We start from the raw sequence: 21854 nt of genomic DNA on the forward strand, positions 1-21854 counted from the left end.
CGTCGAACGGGACGAATTGGGGATTTCCCTAATACCGTCGCAGGCCTTCCGGCGCTTTCCTGGTCGCGACATCAGGACGCCGACGAAGGAAACACGATGAGTGTTCGACGAACGATGACGGGGGTGATCGGCGCGTCCGTGCTCGTGCCGCTCTCGGTGGTGGCGTTCGCTCACCCGGCCCGGGCCGACGGCTGCACGGTGGTTCGAGTCGCGCCGCTGTTCGGCGGCAGCATCACGGTCAACGCCCCCTGTTCTGGGGTCCGCACGCGGGTCGTCACCCGCACCACCGGTCGCTGCGTCGCCACCGCTAGCCAGCGGGTGACGTGGTCGAGCCCCACGCACCGGATGTCCACGGTGACCACCAGCCGGGTCAACTGCACCCGTAGATAGCGGAGGGCCCGGCCGGTGTTCCCACCGGCCGGGCCGCGCGCTACTTCGTCAGGATCTTCGAAAGCACTTCGTGGACGTGCGTGTTGGGGTGCTTGCCGGTGAACAACGTCGCGTACGGACCGGCCGCGGTGACCGGCACGTCGACGCCGGTGTGGCCGCTGGTCGTCCAGTCGAGGTTGAACTTCAGCGGGCTGCCGGGGATCGCGAACGGCCCGTCTTCCTTCGAGATCGCGTCGCCGGACTCATCCGTGGTCCCGGTGTCCTCGACCGTGAGGCCGCCGCACTCGTGGTCACCGGTGATGACGAGCAGCGTGTCCGGGTGCGCGTTGACGTACGCCTTCGCCACCGCGACGGCCTTCTCCAGCTCGCCCATCGACTGCAGCATCCGGGCCGCGTTGTTGTCGTGGGAGAACTCGTCGACGCCCTCCTCCTCGATGAGCAGGAAGAACCCGTCCCGGTCCTTCTTCAGCGTGGCGAGCGCCTTCGAGGTCATCGTGGCCAGGCTGACGACCGGGCTGTAGACGTCACCCTGGCCCTCCTCGCGCTGCTGGAACATCTCCTGGTTGGCGAACAGCCCGAGCAGCCTGCCGTCCGGGGCGGCCTGCAGTTGCGCCGCCGTCGACACGTACCGGTAGCCGGCCTGTCGTGCTATTGCGATCAGGTCGCCCTTCGTGCTGCGGCTGCCCTCGGTCGGGTCCTCCGCGGGCTTGTCGGGGTACGCGCCCGGGTTGCCTGCCGGCAGCCACCAGTCCTCGCCGCCACCGAGAATGACGTCCGGCTTGCTGACGTCGATGTATTGCCGGGCGATCTCGTCCTGCTGACCCCGGTCCGGGACGTTCGCGAACCAGGCGGCCGGGGAGGCGTCGGTGACCTGAGCGGTGGTCACCAGGCCAGTCGCCTTGCCCGCCTGCTTCGCCCGGTAGCCGAGCGTCGGCACCGGCCTCTTGTTGACGTCGTACCCGATCGAGCCGTTGTAGGTCCGCTGGCCGATCGTCCATGCGGTGGCGCCCGCCGCCGAGTCGGTGATCGGGTTCGCCGGGTCGTCCGGGCTGGTGGTCAGCTGCCCGGACACCGGCAGGCTGTCCATGACCAACTGTCCGTCGAGGCCCTCGAGCGCGAGCCGGGCCGCTTCGCGGTGCGCCGGACCCATGCCGTCGCCGTTGACGAAGATGACGCTGCGGGCCTTCTGCCGTTCGTTCGATGCATCCGCGGCGAGAGTGGTGGCTCCCACCGCCACGAGTACTCCGGTCGTGACCGTCGCGGCGAGCCAGCGCAGTGGTTTGGCGTCCACACGAGCCTCCCGAGTGTCGTCCGGTGATCCCGTTAGGCAACACCCTTTGCACACGTTTGGCTACGGTTCCTGGCGTGGAGATCACGACTCTTGACCCGCAACCCCGCTCCTACGGCATGGGCGCCCTGGCGACCGGCGCATCGAACATCCTGTTCATCAGCGGCCAGGTGCCCGAGGACGAGACCGGCCACGTTCCCGAGACCTTCGACGACCAGTGCCGATTGGCCTGGCGCAACGTCGTCGGAGTACTGAACACCGCACACCTGGGCCTGGAGAACCTCACGAAGGTGACGGTCTTCCTCTCCGACCGGCAGTACCGGGAGGCCAACGCCCGCATCCGGCACGAGGTGCTCGGCGGCCACAGCCCGGCGCTCACCGTCATCATCACCGGCATCTACGACGAGAAGTGGCTGCTCGAGATCGAGGCAGTCGCCGTGTCCTGACGCGCCACGCTCGACGGGGCTGTGGCGGGTCAATGCCCGGATTAACCTCTCCGGTGAGGCTTCGGTCCAACCTGGAGCGAGTCGTCGGCGGCCCTTCGGTGCAACCCAGAGGGGGAGGGGCCGCCGACGGCTCTTGCACCATATCGGTCGGCACCCGCGTGATGGGGACTCACGCGTTCACCGACGCGAGAAGTGACCGTGTCCGGGCCGGCGCCGACGGGGGCAGCGAGTCCAGGACGTCGGCCAGGCTCACGCCGGAGAGGCTGTTCCGCCACGCCTGGTGCGCGTCGGCCATCCTGGCGGCGAGGACGCAGGTGCTGCGGCACTCGTCGGGCGGGAGCGCGCCGCGTCCCTGCTGGCGGATCTCCTGGCAGACGTAGGGCTCGGACGGGCCGTCCACGGCTTCGACGATGTTCAGCAGCGTGATGTCGGCGGCGGGACGCGCGAGCCGGAAGCCGCCGCGAGGACCCGGCGACGCGGTGAGCACACCGGCCCGCACCAGCGCCTGCAACTGCTTGGCGAGCGACGCCGCGGGCAGGCCGTAGTACGCCACGAGCTGCGCCGCGGAGGCCGTGGCGCCCGGCTCCAACTGCGCCAACGTCGTCGCGCAGTGCAGAACCCACTCGGTGCTCACCGGAAGCTTCACAGTGATTAGTGTATCGCTGATATTGCGGATCTTTTTTATCCGGATTAGGGTTCGACACGACACCCGCCAGGAGAGAGGTAGTCGCCATGCGGATCGCAGTCGCCGGGGCCACCGGCAACATCGGGGCCCTCACCGTCGCCGCGCTCGAGCGAGACGGACACGACGTCGTGGGGATCAGCCGGTCGGGCGGCGTCGACCTGGTGACCGGCGAGGGTCTGGACGACGTGCTGGTAGGCGTCGAGGTGGTGGTCGACGCCACCAACGGCCCCGCGACCGACCGGGACGAGGCCGTCGCGTACTTCGGCGCAGCCACGCGCAACCTGCTGGCTGCCGAGGAACGCGCAGGCGTCCGTCACCACGTGCTGCTGTCGATCGCGGGGGTCCACCGTGTGGAGGGCAACGCGCACTACGCGGGCAAGCGCGAACAGGAGCGTTTGGTGAGTGCCGGCGTCGTGCCGTGGACGATCCTGCCGGCGGCGCAGTTCCACGACTTCGCGGCGATGGTTGCGAGTTGGACCGAGCGCGACGGCGTCGCGACGATCGCGCCGCTGCTCGTCCAGCCGATCGCTCCCGAGGACGTCGCCGCGGTGCTCGCCGAGATCGCGGTGGGCGAGCCGCGCGGCCGGGACGCCGATCTCGTCGGACCGGAGCCGCAGGACCTGGTGGACATGGCGCGTCGGACGAACGAGGCGCGGGGACGCGAAGTCCGGTTGGCGCCGAGCTGGTCAACCGGCATCTTCGGGGAGGAGATGGCCGGCAACGTGATGCTGCCCGGCGAGAATGCCCGGATCGCCCCCACGACGTTCGACGAGTGGCTACTCAGCCAGCGAGCCTGAAGCGTTGAGGACCCTGGGCGCGGCCTCGACCAGCTTTCGGAGTAACCACGGATACGGATCGGTCAGCGGCCGACGACGTCGACGAAGTTCCGTGTGCATTTCCCGGAGACGGTCGCCGGCGACGTAGAAGCGCCCCCGCGTTTCGCCCTGTGGGCGGAGCAGCTGCAACTCGGCCAGTCGTCCCAGATCGCGCGTTGCGGTGTGCTTTTCGACCTCGGTCATCTTCATGTATCCCGAGCGCCGAACCCGATACCCGAGCACCGCTTCGTAGAGGCTGTTGGTCACTCGTTCCGGAAGGCGGTGGTCGCTTACCAGTCCGTCCAACTCTTCCCAGATGTCGGCGGCTTCGCTCAACCGCTGAGCGACGGTCTGGGCCTGCATGTGATGGGCCCGAATGTTGAACGCAACCCAGAGGTGGGCATCGGACCGGGGGCGCCACGAACCTTGGCCAGTGACGGCGAGTGCCTGGTAGTAGTCCTCTGTGTTGTGGCCCAGCCACTCCTCGATGCTGGAGAACGCGGGCTCGACGATGGTCTGCCGTGAGATCGCCAGGGTCTGAAGGGCGCGGGCCATCCGCCCGTTCCCGTCGCGGAACGGATGGATCATCACCAGGTTGAGGTGCGCCATGGCGCCGCGCACCAAGGGATCGAGATCCGCATCCGCTCGAATGCTCTCCGCGAGTTCGGCCATCAGCGCAGGGACCCGATCGGCATCCGGACCCTCGTCCACGACGAGCCCGCGCTTCTCGTCGTGGACGTAAATCGGGCCCGTCCGGTATCGACCAGGGCTCTTGCGCAAGTCGTGCGCGAGCATCATGTAGTGCATGCTGCGCATCGCGGAGGTGTCGATTTCGAAGTGCGCGTCGACCGCCATCTGGAGGACGTAGCCGAGCGCCTGGCGATATCCGCGAATTTCGGCCCAGGTCTGTTCGTCGGCGCTCAGCGGCTCTTCGTCATCCAGGGCGGCTGCCGCATCGTCTTCCTCGACGAGGTACCCCTCGATGCTGTTGGATCCGCGGATCGCGCGGGCCAGCATCGTGCGCCGCAGGCCTCCCTGCCAGCGGCGTGGCGCGCGCAGAACGCTCGCCAGCTGCCGTCGCATCTCGTGGATCTCCGCGAGCACGCTACGGTCTTCACCGGTTAGAGGTGCCGGAGTGTAGATCATCGTGTCGCAATGATAGCGACATTCTGGTCGCGATGTTGGTTTGATAGCAACATCGCGACATCGAGCCCCGCATGCGACGGTGGCGCGGCGACTCGCTCGCTCCCGAGCGGTGTTCGGGCTGCGGTGCCGTGTAAACCTTGGGACGTCCCAATGAGGTGGGCTTCAGCGGACTATGGAGACCAGGGTCAGGGCGGCCCTTGCGAGCTCGTGATCGCCCTCGAGCTTGGCGTTCTCGAGCGCCTCATCCGGCTCGATCCCGCGCGTCGCGACCCGCCAGAGCGTCCTCGGCCCGACCTTCACGCGCGCGTCCGGTGCGTCGCACTCACCCCGCGCGAGCGTCCAGCCGTCCGGGCCCCGGCGCGCCGTCCACGCGTCGTCGACCGGAGCGGACACCGCCACCGTGACCGACGTGCCGTCGGCGTCCGCCAGGGCACGCGGCAGCGCACGCAGGAACGCGTCCACGACCGGGTACGTGAGCTGACGCGAGTCCGCGCCCGGGCGCCCGACGGCGTCCCGGATCTGCTGCTGGTGCACCCAGAACTCGGTGTACTCGCGAGCGATGTCGAGCCAGGCCGGCGCCGGGACGTCCGGCGCCGCCCACGACACCGAGATTCCGGGAGCGTCCAGGTCGCGCGTGGCCCAGTAGTCGTCGAGCTGCGGGCCGAGCCCGGCTACCAGCCCGATCAGCACCCGCGGGCTGATCCCGCGCAGCGCGGCGGCGAACTCGTCGTTAGCCCGGTTGAGCACCGGCGCGATGTCCCCATCGGGCACCGGGATCCAGCCGGCCGACCAGCCGTCCCGCCCGCCGGAGAGCCGCCGCATGTAGTCGTGGACGACATGCGCCACGAGGTCGTGGACGCTCCAGCCCGGGCACACCGTCGGAGCCAGCCACTGCTCCTCGTCGAGCGTGCCGAGCACCGCTAGCAGCTCCGCCCGTTCGACGGCGAAGAGCGGTCGTACGTCGATCGGCGGCCCGATCCGGCTCCAGTTCACTAATGCACGGTACGACGAGCCTCGTACCAGTTTTCTCCCGCCGGTTCGGGCTCCCCGTCGAGATTCCAGCTCCACGACACGGTCGGGGTGATCCGGAGGAAGTAACCGGGACCGACCATGCCGGTTCGCTCGACGGGCCCGTCCGCGACGCCGTACACACGCAACACTCGGACGATGAACGGGTCGAACGACACGACGTCGTCGAAGATCAACGCGACCTTGCGCCGGCCCGCCCGTACGTTCCGCATCTTCCGCGTCGCCAGCACGGCCTCGCCGGTGCCGCCGACCCAGAAGACCGAACCGTCGAACTCCACGGCCACGGGGACGGCGTCGGGCTGCTCCTCCGCGCCGACCGTGGCGAACCGGGCGATCGGCTGTGACCGCAGGTAGGCGACTTCCAGATCGGTGAACGTCATCGACGCATTGTGGCTGGTTTCAGCGCTTCCGGGCGATGCCTCCGGCCATCAGACGCTCGGCGACGGTCAGCTCCTCGACGATCGGCTCGTCCGGCCGCCACTCCGGCAGCGACACCAAGCCCGGCGGGACCATCTCGAGGTCACCGAAGAAGCCCTGCAGCTCCTCCAGCGAGCGGAATCGACCGGTGCCCAGCACGCTGAGGTACGTCTCCTCGAGCGCGGCGGCCTCCGGGAACGACGCGCAGAAGCTGGTCATGAACAGGTAGCTGCCGGACGGCACGGCGTCCATGTAGGCCTTGGCGACGCCCTGCGGGTCCTCGCCGTCGTGCAGGTGGTGCAGGATGCCGACGAGCAGGACACCTACCGGCTGCGAGAAGTCGATGAGGCGGTTCACCTCGGCGTTGGCGAGGACGGTCTCCGGGTCCCGCAGGTCGGCGGTGACCACGCTCGTGTTGTCGTTCTCAGCGAGGATGGCCCGGCCGTGGGCGAGAACGATCGGGTCGTTGTCGACGTAGACGACGCGGGACTCCGGCGCCGAAGCCTGGGCGATCTGGTGGGTGTTCTCCTGCGTCGGTAATCCGGAGCCGAGGTCCATGAACTGCCGGATGCCGGCTTCTTCGACGAGAAAACGGACGCCGCGCTTGAGGATCTGCCGGTTATAGGCGGCTACCTCGGGCAGCTGCGGCACGATCTTGAGCATTTCGCCGACCACGGCACGGTCGATCTCGAAGTTGTCCTTACCTCCGAGGACGACGTCGTAGGCCCGCGCGATGCTGGGTTTCGTGACGTCGATGCCGGTGGGAGCTGCTCGGTCCTGGTCGGCCATCTCATGCCCCTTCAAAGCGTCCGCCCTCGGCCGGACGGCATCCGGACGGCATCCTAGGGGACGATTCCGCGTTCCCGGGCGCTAATTCGACCACTGTGGATCGCTCGGGTGCACCCGTCAGCGACGAGACACGCAGCGTGCGAAAGCCGGGGAGCGATGTTCGCTCCCCGGCCATTTCGCGTTTGTCGGCTCAGTAGCCGTAGTCCCAGCAGTAGTCACGCTTCTTGTGGTGGCGGCGACGGCGGCGCGGCTTGTAGCAGTCGTTGTAGTCGTAGTCGTTGCAGTGGTTGTTGTAGTCGTAGTCGTAGCAGCCGCTCATGTCGTCCAGCCTCCTGAATTTTGTTGTCCGGGGCCGTTCCCCGTGTGCCACTAGATTGGCCCGGATCACCGCGCGGCTCGATCGGCCCGAGAACGCCCCGAACGTTCTCCTCCGAACACTCCGACATCCACTACGGACGCCAGGAGAAGGGCCGCTCCGGCCGCGGCGGACAGGCTCAGACATTCGCCGAGCAGGGTGACGGCCAGGGCCGCGGCGGTCAGCGGTTCCAGCAGCGCGACGACGGTCGCGGTCGCCGCGCTGCTACCGCGCAGTCCCCGGAAGTACAGCAGGTACGCCACCGCCGTCGGGACGGTGGCGAGCAGGAACAACAGCGCGGCCGAGGCGAGCGAGAGGTCGACGCCGATGCCCGCGGTGGTGCCGGCAGCGACGGCGAGTCCGGTGCCACCCAGCAGGAAGCCGTAACCGGTCGAGGTGGCCTCGTCCAGCTCCGGGACGGGCCGCCGGCCGAGCAGCGTGAGCAGTGCGAACCCGGCACCGGCGAGCACGCTGAGCGCGGCGCCCGCGAGCGTCGCCCCGAGCGGTTGGCCGGTCGGCGCGCCGACGAGCAGAGCGAGGCCGAGAACGCCGGTGGCCACCGGTCGAACGTCCGCTGAAGTAGGAAGGCGACGCGTGGACAGCGCGTCGGACACCACAACGAGGATCGGCGCGGAGCCGATCGCGATCAGCGTCGCAACGGTGACCGAGCTGATCGCCACCGCCCCGAAGTAGCAGGCCTGGAAGGCCGCGGCGAGAGCCGCGACCGCGCCGATCCGGCGCCACGCGCGGGAACCGCGCGGCATCCGGCCGACGACCAGCAGAACAGCGACGAGGAGCCCGCCGCCGAGCAGGAGCCGGTAGGCGGCGACGGCAGGCGCGGACACGTGGCCGACCTCGGTGAGGGCGCGGCCGGTCACACCGCCGGTGCCCCAGCAGACACCGGCAGCGACGAGCAGGGCGAAGGAAGAACGAGAAGACAACGGAAGCTCCAGCAACGATCGAGGACACCGGTCGCGAAGAGCGGGACCCGATCGCGCGAACCCCGCTCAGGCGCGAGGCGGCGGGGTGACGAACAGTTGCTGGCGCACGAAAGTGAACGTAGCAGCTACGAGCTAAGGATTTGCTCGCGCAGGATGTCGGCGTGGCCACAGTGTTGTGCCAGCTCGCGCAGGACGTGCAGGTAGACCCAGCGCATCGGGAGCGGCCCCCGATGGTTGCCGTGCACGACGTCGTCCAGCGCCAGGGCCGACGCCGCCCGGCGCGACGCCTCGCAGGCCTCGCGGTGGGCCAGCCGGATGCTCGCGATCGTGTCGGCGTCGTCGAGGACGAACGACTCGTCGGGCGTCCTGGGGATGCCGATCTCGGCCCGCGACCGGCACGTGACGGCCTCGTCGAACCAGACCTTCTCGACGAACGTCGCGTGTTTCACCAGGCCCAGCAACGTCGTCCGGGACGGCACCAACGAGCGGCGCGCCTGCTCCTCGGTGAGGCCCTCGAGGCAACCGTTCAGTGCGTCGCGGTGCTCGTCGAGGAACGCGTCGAACTGCTCGCGCAACGGCTGGTCGAGGACGTGGGGAGACATGGGTGCAGCATGTCAGCTCTCCACGGCGCGGCCCATTCGGCCGTGCAGCGTGCGGAACCGTTCGACGAGTTCGGGCGGCTCGTGCACGGTGAACTCGAAGCCGAGGAGCGTCACGTGCAGCGCCAGCCCGTCCAGCGAGTTCGACCCGGACCGCAGCGTGCAGGTGTTCTCGTCGATCGCCTCGATCAGCCCGGTGTCGGCCGGGACGCGTGCCGCAACCTGGTCGGCGGGCGCGTGCATCGTGAACCGGCCCTGGTAGCGGTACTGCTGGACGCCGACCGCCCAGGACGCGTATGCGCCGATGTTCTCGTCCGGCGGCGTCCGCGGGGTGAACCGCGGGCCGGGCGGCGTCCAGGGCCGGAGGCGGTCGACGCGGAACGTGCGCCAGTCGTCGCGGTCGACGTCGAACGCCACCAGGTACCAGCGCCGACCGGCGTGGACGAGCTTGTGCGGCTCGACCAGGCGGATCGTCTCGGTGCCGTCGTGGCTGCGGTAGTCGATGCGGAGCCGCTGGTGGTCGCGGCAGGCGCCGGCGAGCGTCGTCATCAGTTCGGCGGACACCACCGCACCGGGTCGGTTGGCCGCGACCGTGGCCGCGCTCAGCGACGAGACGCGGTGGCGCAGACGCGGCGGCAGGATCTGTTCGAGCTTCGACAGCGCGCGCATCGAGGTTTCCTCGATGCCTTCGACGGTGCCGTTCGCCGCGGTGCTCAGCCCGATCGCCACCGCGACGGCTTCTTCGTCATCGAGCAGCAGCGGCGGCATCCGCGTGCCCGCGCCCAGCCGGTAGCCGCCGACGTTGCCGATCGTCGCGTGCACGGGATAACCCAGCTCGCGGAGCCGATCGACGTCCCGGCGGACCGTCCGCACGGTGACACCGAGCCGCTCGGCCAGCTGCGGGCCGGACCAGTCCTGTTGCTGCTGGAGCAACGACAGCAGGCGAAGCAGGCGCGCGGAAGTTTCCAACATGGTTTCATTCTGCGCGCCAACGAGGACTGGACCTGACCTCCTTGGCTGACAGCGTGAAGCCATGACGATCACACCGTTTCGCATCGACGTCCCGCAGTCCGAACTGGACGACCTCGCTCAGCGTCTGCGTAACCTCCGGTGGCCGACCCAGGTCCCGGATGTCGGCTGGTCGCGCGGCGTCCCGACCGCCTGGGTAGCGGAGCTCGTCGAGCAGTGGACGACGTCCTACGACTGGCGGGCGATCGAACGGCGGCTCAACGAACACCCCCAGTTCACTACCGAGATCGACGGGCAGCGGATCCATTTCCTGCACATTCGTTCACCGCACGAGGACGCGCTCCCGCTGATCCTGCTGCACGGCTGGCCCGGGTCCGTGGTGGAGTTCCTGGACGTCATCGAGCCGTTGATCAACTCGGACGAGCCGTTTCACCTGGTGATCCCGTCGCACCCGAACTTCGGCTTCACCGGAGCGGCCGGCGTCGGCTGGGACGCCCGCCGAATCGCCACCGCCTACGCCGAGCTGATGGCACGGCTGGGCTACGAGCGGTACGGCGTCCAGGGCGGCGACTTCGGCGCGATCATCGGCCCGGACCTGGGCCGCGTCGCTCCCGAGCGCGTGGTGGGCGTGCACGTGAACGCGGCGACGGTCGGGTTCATCCCGTTCGACGAGACCCCGACCGACGTCTCCGAGTCCGAGGCCGTGCGCCTGCAGCGCCTGCAGCAGTTCATGGCCGACGGCAACGGCTACTTCCAGGTCCAGGCCACCCGGCCGCACACGCTCGGCTTCGCGCTGGCCGACTCCCCGGTCGGGCAGCTGGCGTGGATCGGCGAGAAGTTCCACGACTGGGCCCACCCGGCCGGCTCGATCGCCGCGACCCACGTCCTCGACCACGCGACGCTGTACTGGCTGACGAATACCGGAGCGTCGTCGGCCCAGATGTACTACGAGTCGATGCACAGCAAGGACTGGCCGACGCCGTCGACGGTGCCGACCGGGGTGGCCAACTTCGCCGAGGACATCGCGATCCGGCGGTACGCCGAGCCGCTGAACACGATCGTCCACTGGGAGGAGTACGAGGAGGGCGGGCACTTCGCGGCGCTGGAGGTGCCGGAGGTGTTCGTCGCGGAGGTCCGGGCGTTCTTCCGGACCGTGCGCTGAGTTCGGCTGGGCGGCCCCGGAGTGCGGTGTTCACTCCGGGGCGGTACGTCCACCCGCTTCGTAGGCCGCGCGTGCCCGGGTCAGCTCCTCGCCGTGCTCCCGACTCCAGGCGCAGGCCACCGCGAGCGGCTCCAGCAGCGACCGGCCGAGCGGCGTCAGCGCGTACTCCACGTGCGGCGGCTGCTCGCCGTACACGGTGCGGCTGACAAACCCGTTGCGCTCCAGCGAGCGCAACGACTCGCTCAGCACCTTCGGCGTCAGGCGCTTGAGCGGCCGGCGCAGCTCGTTGAAACGCCGCGGAGCGTCCTTCAAGCAGACCAGGATCTGCGCGGTCCACTTGTCGCCCACCCGCACGGGTATTGACGTCGGCTCTGCGCAGCCGTCGAACATGGTCGGGTCGAGTGTCTGCCGCACCCACCCAGAATAGGCAGGTCAGCGCCGGTACCGTTGCGGGTACCGGCACCTCGGCGCCTACGGTCCGCGCCATGAGAATCGTGGTTTTCGGAGCAGGCGGACGAGCCGGGCGTCGAGTGGTCGAGTACGCGAACGAGCGGGGGCACGAGGTGACGCCGGTCGTCCGGGACCGGTCCCGGTACCCGGGCGACGGTGCGGTCGAGGGTGACGTCACCGACCCGTCGAGGGTGGCCGAGCTGGTCGACGGCCAGGACGCCGTCGTCATGACCGCGGTCCGGCTGGACGTCCCCGCCGTCGAATTCTTCTCCCAGGCGGCCCGGTCGTTGACCGCTGCACGTCCGCGACGGTTGCTCGCCGCCGGCATCGGGACGACGCTCGACGCCGCGCCGGGGGTGCCGGTCCACGACACGCCGGGCTTCCCGGCCGAGCACCGCGCGTTCTCCCTCGGCCACGTCGCCCAGCTGGACGCGTTCCGCGCGGCGCCGCCGGAGGTGGACTGGGTCGTCCTGGCCCCACCCCCGGTGATGCTGACCGACGAGCCGGCGGGTGGCCCGTCCGTCACCGGTGGAACCGCAGTACTGCCCGGGACGACGTTCTCCTACGGCGACCTGGCGGCGGCGCTCGTGACCGAGGCGGAGGAGCCCCGGTATCACCGCCAGTTGGTCGCCGTCGCCCGCGGATATTGATTCGACATCCCACGGAGGACTGTGGAGGGCCGGGCCGGGGCGTGACCGTTGGCCGGCGTCCGCGGATCGGCCGGTCGTCTACGCGACCGGTGCAGCCGGTGACGTCTACCTCTGCCACCCGTTCCTGGTCCATGCCGCCCAGCCGCACACCGGCCGGATCCCGCGGTTCATGGCGCAGCCGCCGCTGGATCCGGCCGGGGAACTCGTCCTCGACCGGCCCGACGGCGCGTACTCAGCGGTCGAGGAGGCCGTGCGGCTGGCGCTTCAGGCCGCGAAGCTGTGCCCGAAAACCGGCAGGACGAGCGCCAGCTGACAGGCGGGGAGCAGCACGGTCGAGATTCCCAGCGCTGCCGCGCGGGCCGTGTCCCTACCGAGCGAGCGCGGTGGGTCGGTCAGCAGGACGGCCCAGCCGATGACAACGCCGAGGACGATTAGCCCGGCCAGGAACACCGGCTGGACCTGGTCGAACGGGCTGGAGCCGGCCATCAGGTACCAGAGCGCGCGATACAGCTGCAAGCCTCCCCACAGCCCCGGGGCCACGAGCAGCGGCACCAGCAGCAGTGCGGTCGGACGCGCGGTCACCGCGTCCCCCAGAGCACGAGGACCCCGCCCGCGATCAGCAAGAACGGGGCGACCAGCGCGCCGACCCCGGCGGCGACGAGCGCGTCGACCGACGGCCGGCGGCCCGGGCTGCGCTTGCTCAGCGCGAGCACCAGCCAGCCGACCAGGATCGCGGCCCCGGTGCCCGGCACTCCGCCGAACACGACCAAAACGAGGATGGGGCCCGGGAGGATCTCCGGCGCCAGCGGGCGGAGGGCGAACACCAGCGCGAGGTGGGCACCCGAGAGGTAGTTGACCACCAGCAACGCCGTCCACCAAGGACGTTTCTGAATGACGGGGGTGGTCACGCCCCCGATTGTTCAGTTTCGGGACGGACCGCGCTAGCGATCGTCAGTCGATGGCCGGTGCGGGGTCGGAGCGGAGGCGGCTGTAGAGCAGGCCGTCGCGCCATTCGCCGTCGCGGAACTCGCAGGCGCGGAGCACACCCTCCAGCTGGAAACCGGCCTTCACCAGCGCCTTCTGCTCGGCGATGTTCTCGGGGTGGGTGCCGGCCTGGATCCGCTGCACCGGCGTGTGGCGGAACAGGTAGTCGCACAGCATGGCCTGGGCTCGCCAGCCGATGCCCCGACCCCGCCAGGTCGTCAGCACGACGATCCCGATCTCCCAGTGCGCTCCGGTGCTGGCGAGGATTCCGCGCCGCCAGTTCACCAGGGCCACGGTCGTCCCGTCGTCCGCGTCGACCACCAGCCAGCCGTCATCCGCGCCGAGGTAACCGTCCTGGTCGAACCGCCGCCGGGGCTGGCCCGGGTCAAGGAAACCGCTCCAGTCCAACCCGGCGAATTCCGGATCGGTCCGGAGCTGTTGGAAGAGCGCCAGGTCACCTTCGGCGACCGGCCGGAAACGTAAGGGCAGTGTGCTCACGGTTCGATCATCCCGCGGAGCAATAGGCGCAGGCCCTCGGTGAACTCCTCGTCCGGGCCCAGGCTCCTGGCGAGCCGCGCGTTGTCGGCGGTGTACGGGAATTCGTTCGGTGGCAGGTGGGCCAGTGCCTCGGTGCCCGGTCCGGCCAGCGGTCCGAGGTGTTCGAGTTGCAGCGCGCCGACGAGGTAGCTGAACAGCGCGCGGACCGCGACGAGCCGCTGCCGGTCGGCAAAACCGGCGTCGGTGAGCACCGCGAGGAGCGTCTCGCCCCACCGCAGCACCCCGGGCGACTGATGCCGATGGACGAGCGTGAGCGCGACCACCGCCGGGTGGGCGGCGAACGCGTCTCGGACCCGTACGACGACGTCCGTCACCCGGTCCTCCCACGGCAAGTCCGCGGGCGGCGGTCCGGTCGCGACGGTGTCGAAGACGTGGTCGACGACGAGCCGTTCGAGTTCGTCCCGGTCGGCGACGTACCGGTAGAGACCCATCGTGCTCATGCCGAGCTCGCCGGCGACCGTGCGCATGGAGAGCCCAGCCAGCCCGGCGCGGTCGGTGACGGCTAGTGCGGCGGACGCGAGTTGGTCGGTGGTGAGTGAACGTGGTCGAGGCATAGGACTTGACAGCGTACGCCTTACGCCTACGGTGGTAAGCGTAGGACGTACGCTTACGAGGAGGTCGGCGATGAAGCACGTGCCTATCCGTGAACTTCGGCCGGTGAACGGCGCGCCGCTCCGCGTGCCCCTCGCCGGAAAACACGTCCATCTGCAGTTCCGGCGGTTCGCCGGATGCCCCGTCTGCAACCTGCACTTACGGACGATCGTCCAGCGCCACGACGAGATCGTGGCCAACGGCGTCCAGGAAGTCGTGGTGTTCCATTCGCCCGCCGACGAACTGCGGGAACACACCGCGGACCTGCCGTTCCCTGCGGTCGCCGACCCGGACAAGCACCTCTACCGCGAGTTCGGCGTGGAGTCCGGACGCCGGGCCCTGCTGGACCCACGGGTATGGACGACGATCGTGCGAGCCGTCGTCCGCGGTCTGGTGGCCCGTGAGCGCCTACCGTCGCCCACCCAGCCCAATGGCCGTCTCGGCCTGCCCGGCGACTTCCTGATCGCCCCCGACGGCACCGTCGTCGCGCAGAAGTACGGCGAGCACGCCTACGACCAGTGGTCGGTCGACGAGCTCCTGGCCATCGTCAAGGGACTCCCGGCGGGTGTCCGATGACGCTTCCTGCCTTCGCCAACCTCCGCCGAGCGCTCGCGCCCGGCGGCCGGCTGACGCGTCCGTCGACCTTGGTCGATACCCGCTCGACTCCCGGCCGCTGAGCCGGGGTAGGCACCGGCGCAACCCTGGATCTGCGTCGGCAGGACGGTCGGCGCAGACCAGAAGGAGCGCCGATGTCTCGCCGACGACGGATCGCCCTCGTGCTGGCACTGTGGGTGCTGGCGCCGTGGACCGCCGAATGTTCGTGGGGCGGCTTCGCGCTCTCCGACTACCTGCTCGTCGTTGTGTTCCTCAGCCCGCTCTACGGCGCCGCCGCCGTCCTGATCCGCGAGGCCGTGCGCCGCACCGGCCGGGGCTGGCCGGCGATCGCGCTGATGGGCGCCGCGTTCGGCATCTACCAGGCGGGCATCGTCGACCAGGCACTGTTCAACCTGGACTACCTCGCCGACACCGAGTACGCCGACCTCATCCGGGACCCGAGGGCGACCCTTCTACCCGGCATCGAGGTCAGCGCCGGCGACGCGCTGAACTACATCGGCAACCACATCGTGCTCAGCATCTGCGTGCCGATCGCGATCGTCGAGTCGTTCGTCGCACCCGACCGCCGTCGTGAGCCCTGGCTCGGCCCGGTGGGCCTCGCGGTGGTGGGGGTTCTGTTCGTGCTCGGCAGCCTGCTCATTCATTCGGACGCCGTGAAGGGCTATTCCGCCGAGCCGTACCAGCTCGCGTTCGCGGCGACGCTCGTTGTCGCACTGATCGGGCTCGCGCTGTGGCCGCGGTCGTGGCCGCCGTCCGTGGCCTGGCGCCTGCCCCGGCCGGTCGCCTGGAGTCGTCCGGAGCGGCGGGCGCCGCGGGCCTTCTGGAGTGCGGTGGTGACGCTGGCTGCGGCGGCCACCGCGGACCTCGTGCCTGGGTGGGGAGGAGTCGCGATCAACGTGTTGGCGATCGTGATCGCGGTCGTTGTGATCGTGCGCTGGTCCCACCGTCCCGGATGGACCCACCGACACGTGCTGGCCGCGTTCTCCGGGCCGTTGGTGCTCGCCGCGGCGGGAGCCTACGTGGTACCGAATTACGCACCGGCGTCCCCCACGGAAGCCCTCATCGGCGACCTCACGATCACCGTCGTGACAGTGGCCCTGCTCGGTTCCGCGTTCTACCGCCTGCGCCACGAAGAAGCTCCTACCCCCACCCCCGCCGCCTCGGCGGCGGGATGACGGTCAGAGCCGCTTGCTGAAGTACTCGGCGCCGGCCTGGTACCCGAGGGCCGCGTAGAAATCGGCGGCGCGTCGCGTCGCGAGCGCGGTGAGCACGCACCCCTCGGAGCGCGCCAAATCCTCGAACGCTGCCATCAGCCGGGCGCCCAGCCCGTGGCGTCGCCGGTCGTGCCGCACGGCGATCTCCTCGACCCAGCCCACCGGACCGTTCGCGTAGAACGTCGGGTGGACGAAGCCGAGCAGGTACCCCTCAACGGCGCCGACGACGAGCAGGTGCGCCCCTGCGGTGTTCAGGACCGAGGACAGACCGCGCCCGAACGCCTCCCGCTCCACCGTGAAGCTGACCGCCATCTCCGCGGCCAACACGAAGACCGCCTCGGCGTCCTCCTCGGTGGCTCGGCGGACGTCACTCATGTCAGCGCGCACCCGCGTCGTGCACGACCAGGGCGATCTGAACGCGGTTGGTCGCGTCGAGCTTGGTGAGCAGCCGCGACACGTGCGCTTTCACGGTGGGCACGCTCATTCGGAGGTCAGCCGCGATCTCCGCGTTCGACCGTCCCCGGCCCACGGCCTGCGCCACCTCGCGCTCGCGAGCGGTCAGCCGTGCCAACCGCGTGCGGGCGTCCTGCTGCCGCGCTCCCGCGCCGGGGTCGGCGACGTGCTCGATGAGCTGCTTGGTGATCGACGGCGAGAGCATCGCGTCGCCGGCCACGATCGTGCGCACGGCCTGGATGAGGTCGCGCGGCGGCGTGTCCTTCAGGAGGAACCCGCTGGCCCCGGCACGGAGGGCCCGCAGCACGTAGTCGTCGGCGGAGAAGGTGGTCAAGACGATGACGTGGGGTCGGTTCGCCCGCGACCGCAGCCGCTCGGTCGCGATCAACCCGTCGACCTTGGGCATCCGGATGTCCATCAGGACGACGTCCGGCGAGTGCGCGTCCACCGCAACGGCGGCCTCTGCGCCGTCCGCGGCCTCGGCCACGATCTCGATGTCGGAGGCGGCGGCGAGCAGCATTCGCAGCCCGGCCCGCACCAGCGGATCGTCGTCCACGATGGCCAGCCGGATCATGGGTCGGTCTTCGGCCAGGGCAACCATCCCTCCAGCGTGAAGCAGCCGTCCTCGTCGGGACCGTACTCCAAGCGGCCGCCCGCGAGCGCGAAGCGTTCGCGGAGGCCGACGAGGCCCATGCCGGCGCCGGGGACACCGGTGGACGGTGGTGTCAGCGGCAGCGGGTTCGTGACCAGGGCCCGAAGGCCCTCCGCCGGCGTTCCGGCGACCCGCACCCGTGCCGCGGTGTGCGGCGCGTGCTTGCGGACGTTCGTCAACCCCTCCTGGACCAGCCGGTACACCGTGCGGCCCAGGGTGGCCGGGACCTTCTCGATCGGACACGCGAAGTCCACCTTCGTGCCGGCGGCACGAGCGGTCTCGATCAGCTCCGGGAGGTCGGCCAGGCCGGGCTGCGGTCGCTCGGCGCCGGTCACGCCGGACGGTTCCTCGCGGAGCACACCGATGACCGAGCGGAGCTCCTCCAGGGCCTCGTGCGTGCTCGCACGGATCACGCCCGCCGCAGCCGACACCTCCTCCGGGCGCGCGTCGGTCCGAATCTCCAGTGCCCCGGCGTGCAGGCTGAGCAGCGACAATCGGTGCGCCAGGACGTCGTGCATCTCGCGTGCGATGCGGGTCCGCTCGGTCAGCCGGGCCTGGTCGACGCGGAGGTGCTGCTCAGCCTCGAGTTGAGCCGCACGTTCTCGCAGGGAGCCGACCAGTTGACGCTGCGCGCGCACAGCAGACCCCCAGCCGACAGCGGCCGCGAGAAACGCACCGCGCAGCACGAAGTCGACCCAGATCGGGAACCTCGGATTCGCCTGCAGCAGGAAGAACACCGGGACCGTCGCGAGGTTGGCTACTGCCACGGTCAGCGCCGTCCGGGCACGGTGGTGCACAGCCACGGCGAAGACGGCGACGGTGATCGGCGCGGCCGCCATGCCGGAGATCGCCCCGGCCGGGACGCACGCCCAGGCCAGTCCCAGCGGCCAACGGTGACGCCACCACAGCCCGACGCAGCAGAGCGTGCCCAGAACGGCGTGGACCTGCCAGGGCAGCAGCGGCGCGGGATCGGCCATCGCGTCCCCGAACCGCAGCAACAACGCCCCGAGAGCCAGCGTCAGCGCGATACACGTGACGTCCCACCACCGGGCGCGGATGCGGGACATGGCCCCAGCGTAGGGGCGCCGGGTCGGTGCGGGCAGCGTCCGAAGACCGGGCGGTGCCCCTACCAAAGTCGGTGCCCGGGGCCGTCTTAATCGCCCGCGTGCGGTGTCCGGCGACCGATGCCCGACCACCCGCGCTCCGCCCACCCTCGACGGCATGATCGACATCCGGCAACTGTCCAAACGCTACAACGGCCGGCTCGTCGTGGACGACGTCACGTTCCGCTGCGAGCCGGGCACGGTCACTGGTTTTCTCGGCCCCAACGGGGCGGGCAAGTCCACCACCCTGCGCATGGTCTGTGGGTTGAGCGCGCCGACGTCCGGGGCCGCTCTCGTCGACGGGGTGCCCTACCGGGCGCTGCCTGATCCCGGGCGGCGGGTCGGCGTCCTGCTAGATGCTTCGGCACATCACCTCGGTCGTACCGGCCGTGAGATCCTCACGCTCTCCGCGCAGGTGCTCGGCCTGGGCCGCGATCGGGTGGACGAGGTTCTCGACCTGGTCGGGCTGACCGAGGAAGCGACCCGGAAGCGCGTGCGCGGATACTCGCTCGGGATGCGCCAGCGCCTCGGGATCGCACACGCGCTGCTGGGCGAGCCCGAGGTGCTCGTTCTCGACGAGCCGGCGAACGGCCTCGACCCGGGGGGTATCCGATGGATGCGCCGCCTGCTGCGCGAACATGCCGACCGCGGTGGCACCGTCCTGCTCTCCTCCCATCTGCTCGCCGAGATCGACCGCACCGCGGACTACCTGGTCGTCATCGCCGAGGGCCGGGTCGTGGCGCAAGGCAGTCGCGACGACCTGGGCGCCGATGATCTGGAGGAGACTTTCCTCCGGTTGACCGGAGCGGTGGAATGAGCGCCCGGCTGACGCTCGTCGAGCTGCGCAAGGCCACCGACACCCGGGCCGGCGTCTGGCTCCTGGTGACGATCGGCGTGCTCGCGGCCCTGGTGGTCGGCCTGCAACTCGGGTTCGCCGACGTCAAGACGTGGAATTCGGTGGTCGCGAACGCGCAGCAGCCGGTCTCGGTGCTGACGCCGCTGCTCGGCCTGCTCCTGGTGACCGGCGAGTGGTCGCAGCGGACGGCGCTGACCACGTTCGTCCTCGTGCCGGCCCGCGAGCGGATCGTCGCCGCGAAACTCGCCGCCGCCGGCCTGCTGTCGCTGGCGACGACCGCGGTCGGGTTCGCGGTTGCGTTCGCCGGGCTCGCGTCCGGTGGGGACTGGAGTTTCTCCGGCGCCGTGGTCGTCCAATTAACGCTGGTCAATTGGCTGACGATGATGTTCGGGACGTCGTTCGGCCTTCTGCTGTGGCAGTCGGCGCCGGCGATCGTGGTCTATTACGTGGTGCCGTTCGCCTGGACGTTCGTGGGGCGGATCGTGCCGGGGTTGGACTCCGTGTCGCCGTGGCTGGATATCGGGCAGTCGCGGGCGCCGCTGGCCGAGCCGGGCGTCACCGGCCGTGAGTGGGCGCAACTGCTCACGTCGTCCCTGCTCTGGATCGCGCTCCCGGCAGTACTCGGAACCCTCCGCATCCGGCGCGCCGACTTGGGCTGAGGGGACGAGTTCGCGACGTCAGTCACCGGCCGCCCACGGCGACTCCGGATGAGCGAGGCGGACGGCGTCCCGGAGCCAGCGTCGCTCGGCAGCGGGCAGCCGCGGATGCACCAGTCGATAGTCCTGCTCGTCCCGGTCCCGTGGCGACCGGGCCTTCCAGGGCAGCTGCACGGCGGGGTTGATGCAGGTCACCCGCCCGGATCGCCAGGAAGCCTCGGCGACCGGGCGGGTGACGCGTGGGTCGCGACGGTACGCCCAGGTGCCCGCGGTGATCGGTTCGAGGTTGATCTGGACCCGCCAGACCTGCTCACCCGGGTGGCGGGCCCAGAGGTTGTGGTCGCCGGGGAGCAGCGGGTGGTCGTTCGCAGGGAACAACTCCCCGTCGCGCGCGATGTGAACGTCCAGCCGGGAGCCACCAGCCCACCGGCGCCCCCGCGAACCCCCGCACCACGTCGTCCACCGACCACGGCTCCCACGGAAACTGCGGCAGGTCGGCGGCCCGGGGGTTGTGTTCGCCCACGGTCGGACAGCCTAGGGTCCAACAGGTGGCAACCATCGTTGAGCTGGCCTATTACCCGGTGAAATCCTGCGCGCCGACCGCGGCCGGCTCGGTGACGATCGCTCCGGCCGGGCCGTCGCACGACCGTGCGTTCCTGGTGACCGACCCGGACGGCGACTACCAGACCCAGCGTGCCCTCCCGCGGCTCGCCGTCATCCGTCCCGCGGTGAGCGACGACGGCACGACCCTGACGCTGGACGCCCCCGACGTCGAGCCCTGCGCGGTTCCGATCGACGTCACCGGGCCCCGGCGGCCGGTGACGCTGTTCGGCGAGCATTTCACCGGCATCGACCAGGGCGCGCCGGTCGCGGAGTGGCTCGCGACCGTGCTCGGCGGGCAGTACCGGCTGGTGCGGGTGCCCCCGGAACACGAGCGGGTAACCAAGGGCGCCGTCGACGGCACCGCGAGTTACGCCGACAGCGCGCCGCTGATGTTGCTCTCCCGGGCGTCGCTCGAAAGTTTGAACGCGCGCCTGACCGCCGTCGGGCAACCGGCGCTGCCGATGCGGCGGTTCCGGGCGAACCTCGTGGTCGACGGATGGGACGCGCCGTTCACCGAGGACCGGCTTCGGCGGTTCCGGGTCGGTGACACCGAGTTGGCGTTCGCGAAGCGCTGCCTTCGGTGTGCGGTGGTCACTGTGGACCAGGACACCGGCCGGAAGCAGGGCCCGGAGCCGTTGCGCACGCTCGCGACGTTCCGCCGCGACTCCGGCGGGGTGGCGTTCGGCGTCAAACTGTCGGTGCTGCGCGGCGGGAAGGTCTCGGTCGGTGACGAACTGCAGGTCGACGCGTGGGGAGACGCCCGGTAAATGAGTGGCGCGAACCACCCAGGATGAGTGCATGCGGGTTTTCCTGGAGACCGAACGCCTGATACTGCGGCACTTCACCGACGATGATCTCGAGCTGATCGTCGATGTCAACAGCGATCCTGAGGTGACCTGGTTCATCACCGGGGGCAAGCCGACGCCGCTGGAAGAGGTCCGCGACGAGGTGCTGCCCCGCTGGAAGTCGTTCTACGAACAGTACGAGGGCTTCGGCTACTTCGCGGCGATCGAGAAGTCGACCGGTGAGTTCCTCGGCTGGCTGATCTTCCGGCCCAACGACAAGCCGGTGCGCGCGGACGGCAGTGTCCGCGAGGGCATCGAGCTGGGCTACCGGCTGCGTCGCTCGGCGTGGGGCAAAGGGTACGCCACCGAGGGATCGCGGGCGCTGATCCGCAAGGGCTTCACCGAGCTCGGCGTCGACCGGGTGTTCGCGGAGGCGTTGGCGGTCCATGGCGCGTCCCGCCGCGTAATGGAGAAGGCCGGGCTGCGGTACGTGGGCGCGTGCCGCGACGACTGGCCCGACCACGTTCCCGGCGATGAGCACGGCGACGTCGAGTACGCGCTCACGAAAGACGAGTGGGCCGCTTCCGCGAACTAGGCGACCCGACGCCGGCCGCCCGGCCCGGTTCGGGCCCGGCACCAGGAGGCCGCGCGGT

General features: G+C 70.1%; 29 protein-coding genes and 2 pseudogenes. 12 read left to right on the forward strand and 19 right to left on the reverse strand.

Translation table 11 applies throughout. The features are described from left to right. The first annotated feature begins 96 nt into the window (after nucleotides 1-96). Nucleotides 97-390: a hypothetical protein gene (locus tag BUB75_RS29205; protein WP_143175471.1), complete on the forward strand. Its 294-nt coding sequence runs from the start codon at nucleotides 97-99 to the stop codon at nucleotides 388-390. Nucleotides 391-430: 40 nt separating this feature from the next. Here BUB75_RS29205 and BUB75_RS29210 read toward each other — a convergent pair whose 3' ends face one another. Beyond that, nucleotides 431-1681, reverse strand: a complete 1251-nt coding sequence (locus BUB75_RS29210; RefSeq protein ID WP_084741867.1) for an alkaline phosphatase — start codon at nucleotides 1679-1681, stop codon at nucleotides 431-433. Between the two features lie 74 nt (nucleotides 1682-1755). Between BUB75_RS29210 and BUB75_RS29215 the strand changes: the two genes are divergently transcribed. Then, nucleotides 1756-2124, forward strand: coding sequence for a RidA family protein (locus BUB75_RS29215; RefSeq protein WP_218617831.1), 369 nt, complete (start codon nucleotides 1756-1758; stop codon nucleotides 2122-2124). 169 nt (nucleotides 2125-2293) lie between these two features. Here BUB75_RS29215 and BUB75_RS29220 read toward each other — a convergent pair whose 3' ends face one another. Continuing rightward, nucleotides 2294-2770, reverse strand: coding sequence for an RrF2 family transcriptional regulator (locus BUB75_RS29220; protein ID WP_073261227.1), 477 nt, complete (start codon nucleotides 2768-2770; stop codon nucleotides 2294-2296). Nucleotides 2771-2856: 86 nt separating this feature from the next. Here BUB75_RS29220 and BUB75_RS29225 point away from each other — a divergent pair, with 86 nt between their 5' ends. Next, nucleotides 2857-3606, forward strand: coding sequence for an SDR family oxidoreductase (locus BUB75_RS29225; RefSeq protein ID WP_073261229.1), 750 nt, complete (start codon nucleotides 2857-2859; stop codon nucleotides 3604-3606). On the opposite strand, the gene BUB75_RS29230 is transcribed toward BUB75_RS29225, so the two are convergent. From BUB75_RS29230 to BUB75_RS29260, 8 genes are all read right to left on the reverse strand, one after another. Next, entirely contained in the window at nucleotides 3586-4770 is a 1185-nt protein-coding gene (locus BUB75_RS29230; protein ID WP_073261231.1) for a Fic family protein, read from the reverse strand. The two genes, BUB75_RS29225 and BUB75_RS29230, sit on opposite strands and share 21 nt — an antisense overlap. Before the next feature lie 162 nt (nucleotides 4771-4932). Continuing rightward, the gene (locus BUB75_RS29235; protein WP_073261233.1) at nucleotides 4933-5763 is read right to left on the reverse strand and encodes a maleylpyruvate isomerase family mycothiol-dependent enzyme; all 831 of its coding nucleotides are present in this window, start codon (nucleotides 5761-5763) and stop codon (nucleotides 4933-4935) included. Further along, nucleotides 5763-6179, reverse strand: coding sequence for a PPOX class F420-dependent oxidoreductase (locus tag BUB75_RS29240; RefSeq protein WP_073261235.1), 417 nt, complete (start codon nucleotides 6177-6179; stop codon nucleotides 5763-5765). Before BUB75_RS29240 ends, BUB75_RS29235 begins: the two co-directional genes overlap by 1 nt. A 19-nt stretch (nucleotides 6180-6198) precedes the next feature. Then, nucleotides 6199-7005 carry an SAM-dependent methyltransferase gene (locus tag BUB75_RS29245; RefSeq protein WP_073261236.1) on the reverse strand — a complete coding sequence of 269 codons (807 nt, stop codon included), beginning with the start codon at nucleotides 7003-7005 and terminating at the stop codon, nucleotides 6199-6201. A gap of 190 nt (nucleotides 7006-7195) precedes the next feature. Beyond that, entirely contained in the window at nucleotides 7196-7324 is a 129-nt protein-coding gene (locus BUB75_RS48215; protein ID WP_281248387.1) for a hypothetical protein, read from the reverse strand. 65 nt (nucleotides 7325-7389) lie between these two features. Next, nucleotides 7390-8301: a DMT family transporter gene (locus BUB75_RS29250; protein WP_084741891.1), complete on the reverse strand. Its 912-nt coding sequence runs from the start codon at nucleotides 8299-8301 to the stop codon at nucleotides 7390-7392. A gap of 125 nt (nucleotides 8302-8426) precedes the next feature. Further along, the gene (locus BUB75_RS29255; RefSeq protein ID WP_073261238.1) at nucleotides 8427-8903 is read right to left on the reverse strand and encodes a DinB family protein; all 477 of its coding nucleotides are present in this window, start codon (nucleotides 8901-8903) and stop codon (nucleotides 8427-8429) included. A 12-nt stretch (nucleotides 8904-8915) separates the two neighbouring features. Next, the gene (locus tag BUB75_RS29260) at nucleotides 8916-9872 is read right to left on the reverse strand and encodes a helix-turn-helix transcriptional regulator (RefSeq protein ID WP_073261239.1); all 957 of its coding nucleotides are present in this window, start codon (nucleotides 9870-9872) and stop codon (nucleotides 8916-8918) included. Between the two features lie 61 nt (nucleotides 9873-9933). Here BUB75_RS29260 and BUB75_RS29265 point away from each other — a divergent pair, with 61 nt between their 5' ends. Continuing rightward, on the forward strand, nucleotides 9934-11031 hold the full coding sequence (locus BUB75_RS29265; RefSeq protein WP_073261240.1) for an epoxide hydrolase family protein: 1098 nt from the start codon (nucleotides 9934-9936) through the stop codon (nucleotides 11029-11031). Nucleotides 11032-11061: 30 nt separating this feature from the next. Here BUB75_RS29265 and BUB75_RS29270 read toward each other — a convergent pair whose 3' ends face one another. Beyond that, nucleotides 11062-11445: a winged helix-turn-helix transcriptional regulator gene (locus tag BUB75_RS29270; RefSeq protein WP_073261241.1), complete on the reverse strand. Its 384-nt coding sequence runs from the start codon at nucleotides 11443-11445 to the stop codon at nucleotides 11062-11064. 71 nt (nucleotides 11446-11516) lie between these two features. Between BUB75_RS29270 and BUB75_RS29275 the strand changes: the two genes are divergently transcribed. Both BUB75_RS29275 and BUB75_RS48570 read left to right on the forward strand, forming a co-directional pair. Beyond that, a complete protein-coding gene (locus BUB75_RS29275) occupies nucleotides 11517-12131 on the forward strand; it encodes an NAD(P)-dependent oxidoreductase (protein ID WP_073261242.1) in 615 nt (204 codons plus the stop codon). Between the two features lie 55 nt (nucleotides 12132-12186). Next, nucleotides 12187-12444 (forward strand): annotated as a pseudogene (locus BUB75_RS48570) (hypothetical protein); the annotation flags it as partial. Here BUB75_RS48570 and BUB75_RS29285 read toward each other — a convergent pair. The 4 genes from BUB75_RS29285 to BUB75_RS29300 are packed head-to-tail and all read right to left on the reverse strand — an operon-like array spanning nucleotide 12396 to nucleotide 14227. Then, entirely contained in the window at nucleotides 12396-12713 is a 318-nt protein-coding gene (locus tag BUB75_RS29285; protein ID WP_073261244.1) for a hypothetical protein, read from the reverse strand. The pseudogene BUB75_RS48570 and the gene BUB75_RS29285 sit on opposite strands and share 49 nt — an antisense overlap. After that, complete coding sequence (locus BUB75_RS29290; protein ID WP_143175472.1) at nucleotides 12710-13039, reverse strand: hypothetical protein; 330 nt, start codon at nucleotides 13037-13039, stop codon at nucleotides 12710-12712. Before BUB75_RS29290 ends, BUB75_RS29285 begins: the two co-directional genes overlap by 4 nt. A gap of 43 nt (nucleotides 13040-13082) precedes the next feature. Next, nucleotides 13083-13613, reverse strand: coding sequence for a GNAT family N-acetyltransferase (locus BUB75_RS29295; RefSeq protein WP_073261248.1), 531 nt, complete (start codon nucleotides 13611-13613; stop codon nucleotides 13083-13085). Next, nucleotides 13610-14227 carry a TetR/AcrR family transcriptional regulator gene (locus BUB75_RS29300; protein ID WP_073261250.1) on the reverse strand — a complete coding sequence of 206 codons (618 nt, stop codon included), beginning with the start codon at nucleotides 14225-14227 and terminating at the stop codon, nucleotides 13610-13612. The genes BUB75_RS29295 and BUB75_RS29300 overlap by 4 nt, the downstream gene beginning before the upstream one ends. A 70-nt stretch (nucleotides 14228-14297) precedes the next feature. On the opposite strand from BUB75_RS29300, the gene BUB75_RS29305 reads away from it, so the two are divergent. Together BUB75_RS29305 and BUB75_RS29310 are read left to right on the forward strand one after the other, a co-directional pair. After that, the gene (locus BUB75_RS29305; protein ID WP_073261252.1) at nucleotides 14298-14840 is read left to right on the forward strand and encodes a peroxiredoxin-like family protein; all 543 of its coding nucleotides are present in this window, start codon (nucleotides 14298-14300) and stop codon (nucleotides 14838-14840) included. A gap of 173 nt (nucleotides 14841-15013) precedes the next feature. Next, entirely contained in the window at nucleotides 15014-16054 is a 1041-nt protein-coding gene (locus BUB75_RS29310) for a hypothetical protein (protein WP_073261254.1), read from the forward strand. 3 nt (nucleotides 16055-16057) lie between these two features. On the opposite strand, the gene BUB75_RS29315 is transcribed toward BUB75_RS29310, so the two are convergent. The 3 genes from BUB75_RS29315 to BUB75_RS29325 are packed head-to-tail and all read right to left on the reverse strand — an operon-like array spanning nucleotide 16058 to nucleotide 18265. Further along, nucleotides 16058-16468 carry a GNAT family N-acetyltransferase gene (locus BUB75_RS29315; RefSeq protein ID WP_073261255.1) on the reverse strand — a complete coding sequence of 137 codons (411 nt, stop codon included), beginning with the start codon at nucleotides 16466-16468 and terminating at the stop codon, nucleotides 16058-16060. Between the two features lies 1 nt (nucleotide 16469). After that, nucleotides 16470-17120: a response regulator transcription factor gene (locus BUB75_RS29320; protein ID WP_073261257.1), complete on the reverse strand. Its 651-nt coding sequence runs from the start codon at nucleotides 17118-17120 to the stop codon at nucleotides 16470-16472. After that, nucleotides 17117-18265 (reverse strand): sensor histidine kinase, encoded by a 1149-nt coding sequence (locus BUB75_RS29325; RefSeq protein ID WP_178380004.1) that lies wholly within the window; start codon nucleotides 18263-18265, stop codon nucleotides 17117-17119. Before BUB75_RS29325 ends, BUB75_RS29320 begins: the two co-directional genes overlap by 4 nt. Nucleotides 18266-18419: 154 nt before the next feature. On the opposite strand from BUB75_RS29325, the pseudogene BUB75_RS29330 reads away from it, so the two are divergent. Both BUB75_RS29330 and BUB75_RS29335 read left to right on the forward strand, forming a co-directional pair. Next, nucleotides 18420-19073: pseudogene (locus BUB75_RS29330) on the forward strand (ABC transporter ATP-binding protein); the annotation flags it as partial. A 41-nt stretch (nucleotides 19074-19114) separates the two neighbouring features. Next, nucleotides 19115-19816: a hypothetical protein gene (locus BUB75_RS29335; protein ID WP_073261260.1), complete on the forward strand. Its 702-nt coding sequence runs from the start codon at nucleotides 19115-19117 to the stop codon at nucleotides 19814-19816. Between the two features lie 18 nt (nucleotides 19817-19834). Here the strand turns inward: BUB75_RS29335 and BUB75_RS29340 are convergent, their stop codons facing one another. Beyond that, entirely contained in the window at nucleotides 19835-20191 is a 357-nt protein-coding gene (locus tag BUB75_RS29340; protein WP_073261262.1) for a hypothetical protein, read from the reverse strand. A gap of 170 nt (nucleotides 20192-20361) precedes the next feature. On the opposite strand from BUB75_RS29340, the gene BUB75_RS29345 reads away from it, so the two are divergent. Next, a complete protein-coding gene (locus BUB75_RS29345) occupies nucleotides 20362-21183 on the forward strand; it encodes an MOSC domain-containing protein (RefSeq protein ID WP_073261264.1) in 822 nt (273 codons plus the stop codon). A 31-nt stretch (nucleotides 21184-21214) separates the two neighbouring features. Beyond that, nucleotides 21215-21796, forward strand: a complete 582-nt coding sequence (locus tag BUB75_RS29350; protein WP_073261266.1) for a GNAT family N-acetyltransferase — start codon at nucleotides 21215-21217, stop codon at nucleotides 21794-21796. Nucleotides 21797-21854 lie beyond the last annotated feature (58 nt).

Source organism: Cryptosporangium aurantiacum, assembly GCF_900143005.1.
Classification (GTDB): domain Bacteria; phylum Actinomycetota; class Actinomycetes; order Mycobacteriales; family Cryptosporangiaceae; genus Cryptosporangium; species Cryptosporangium aurantiacum.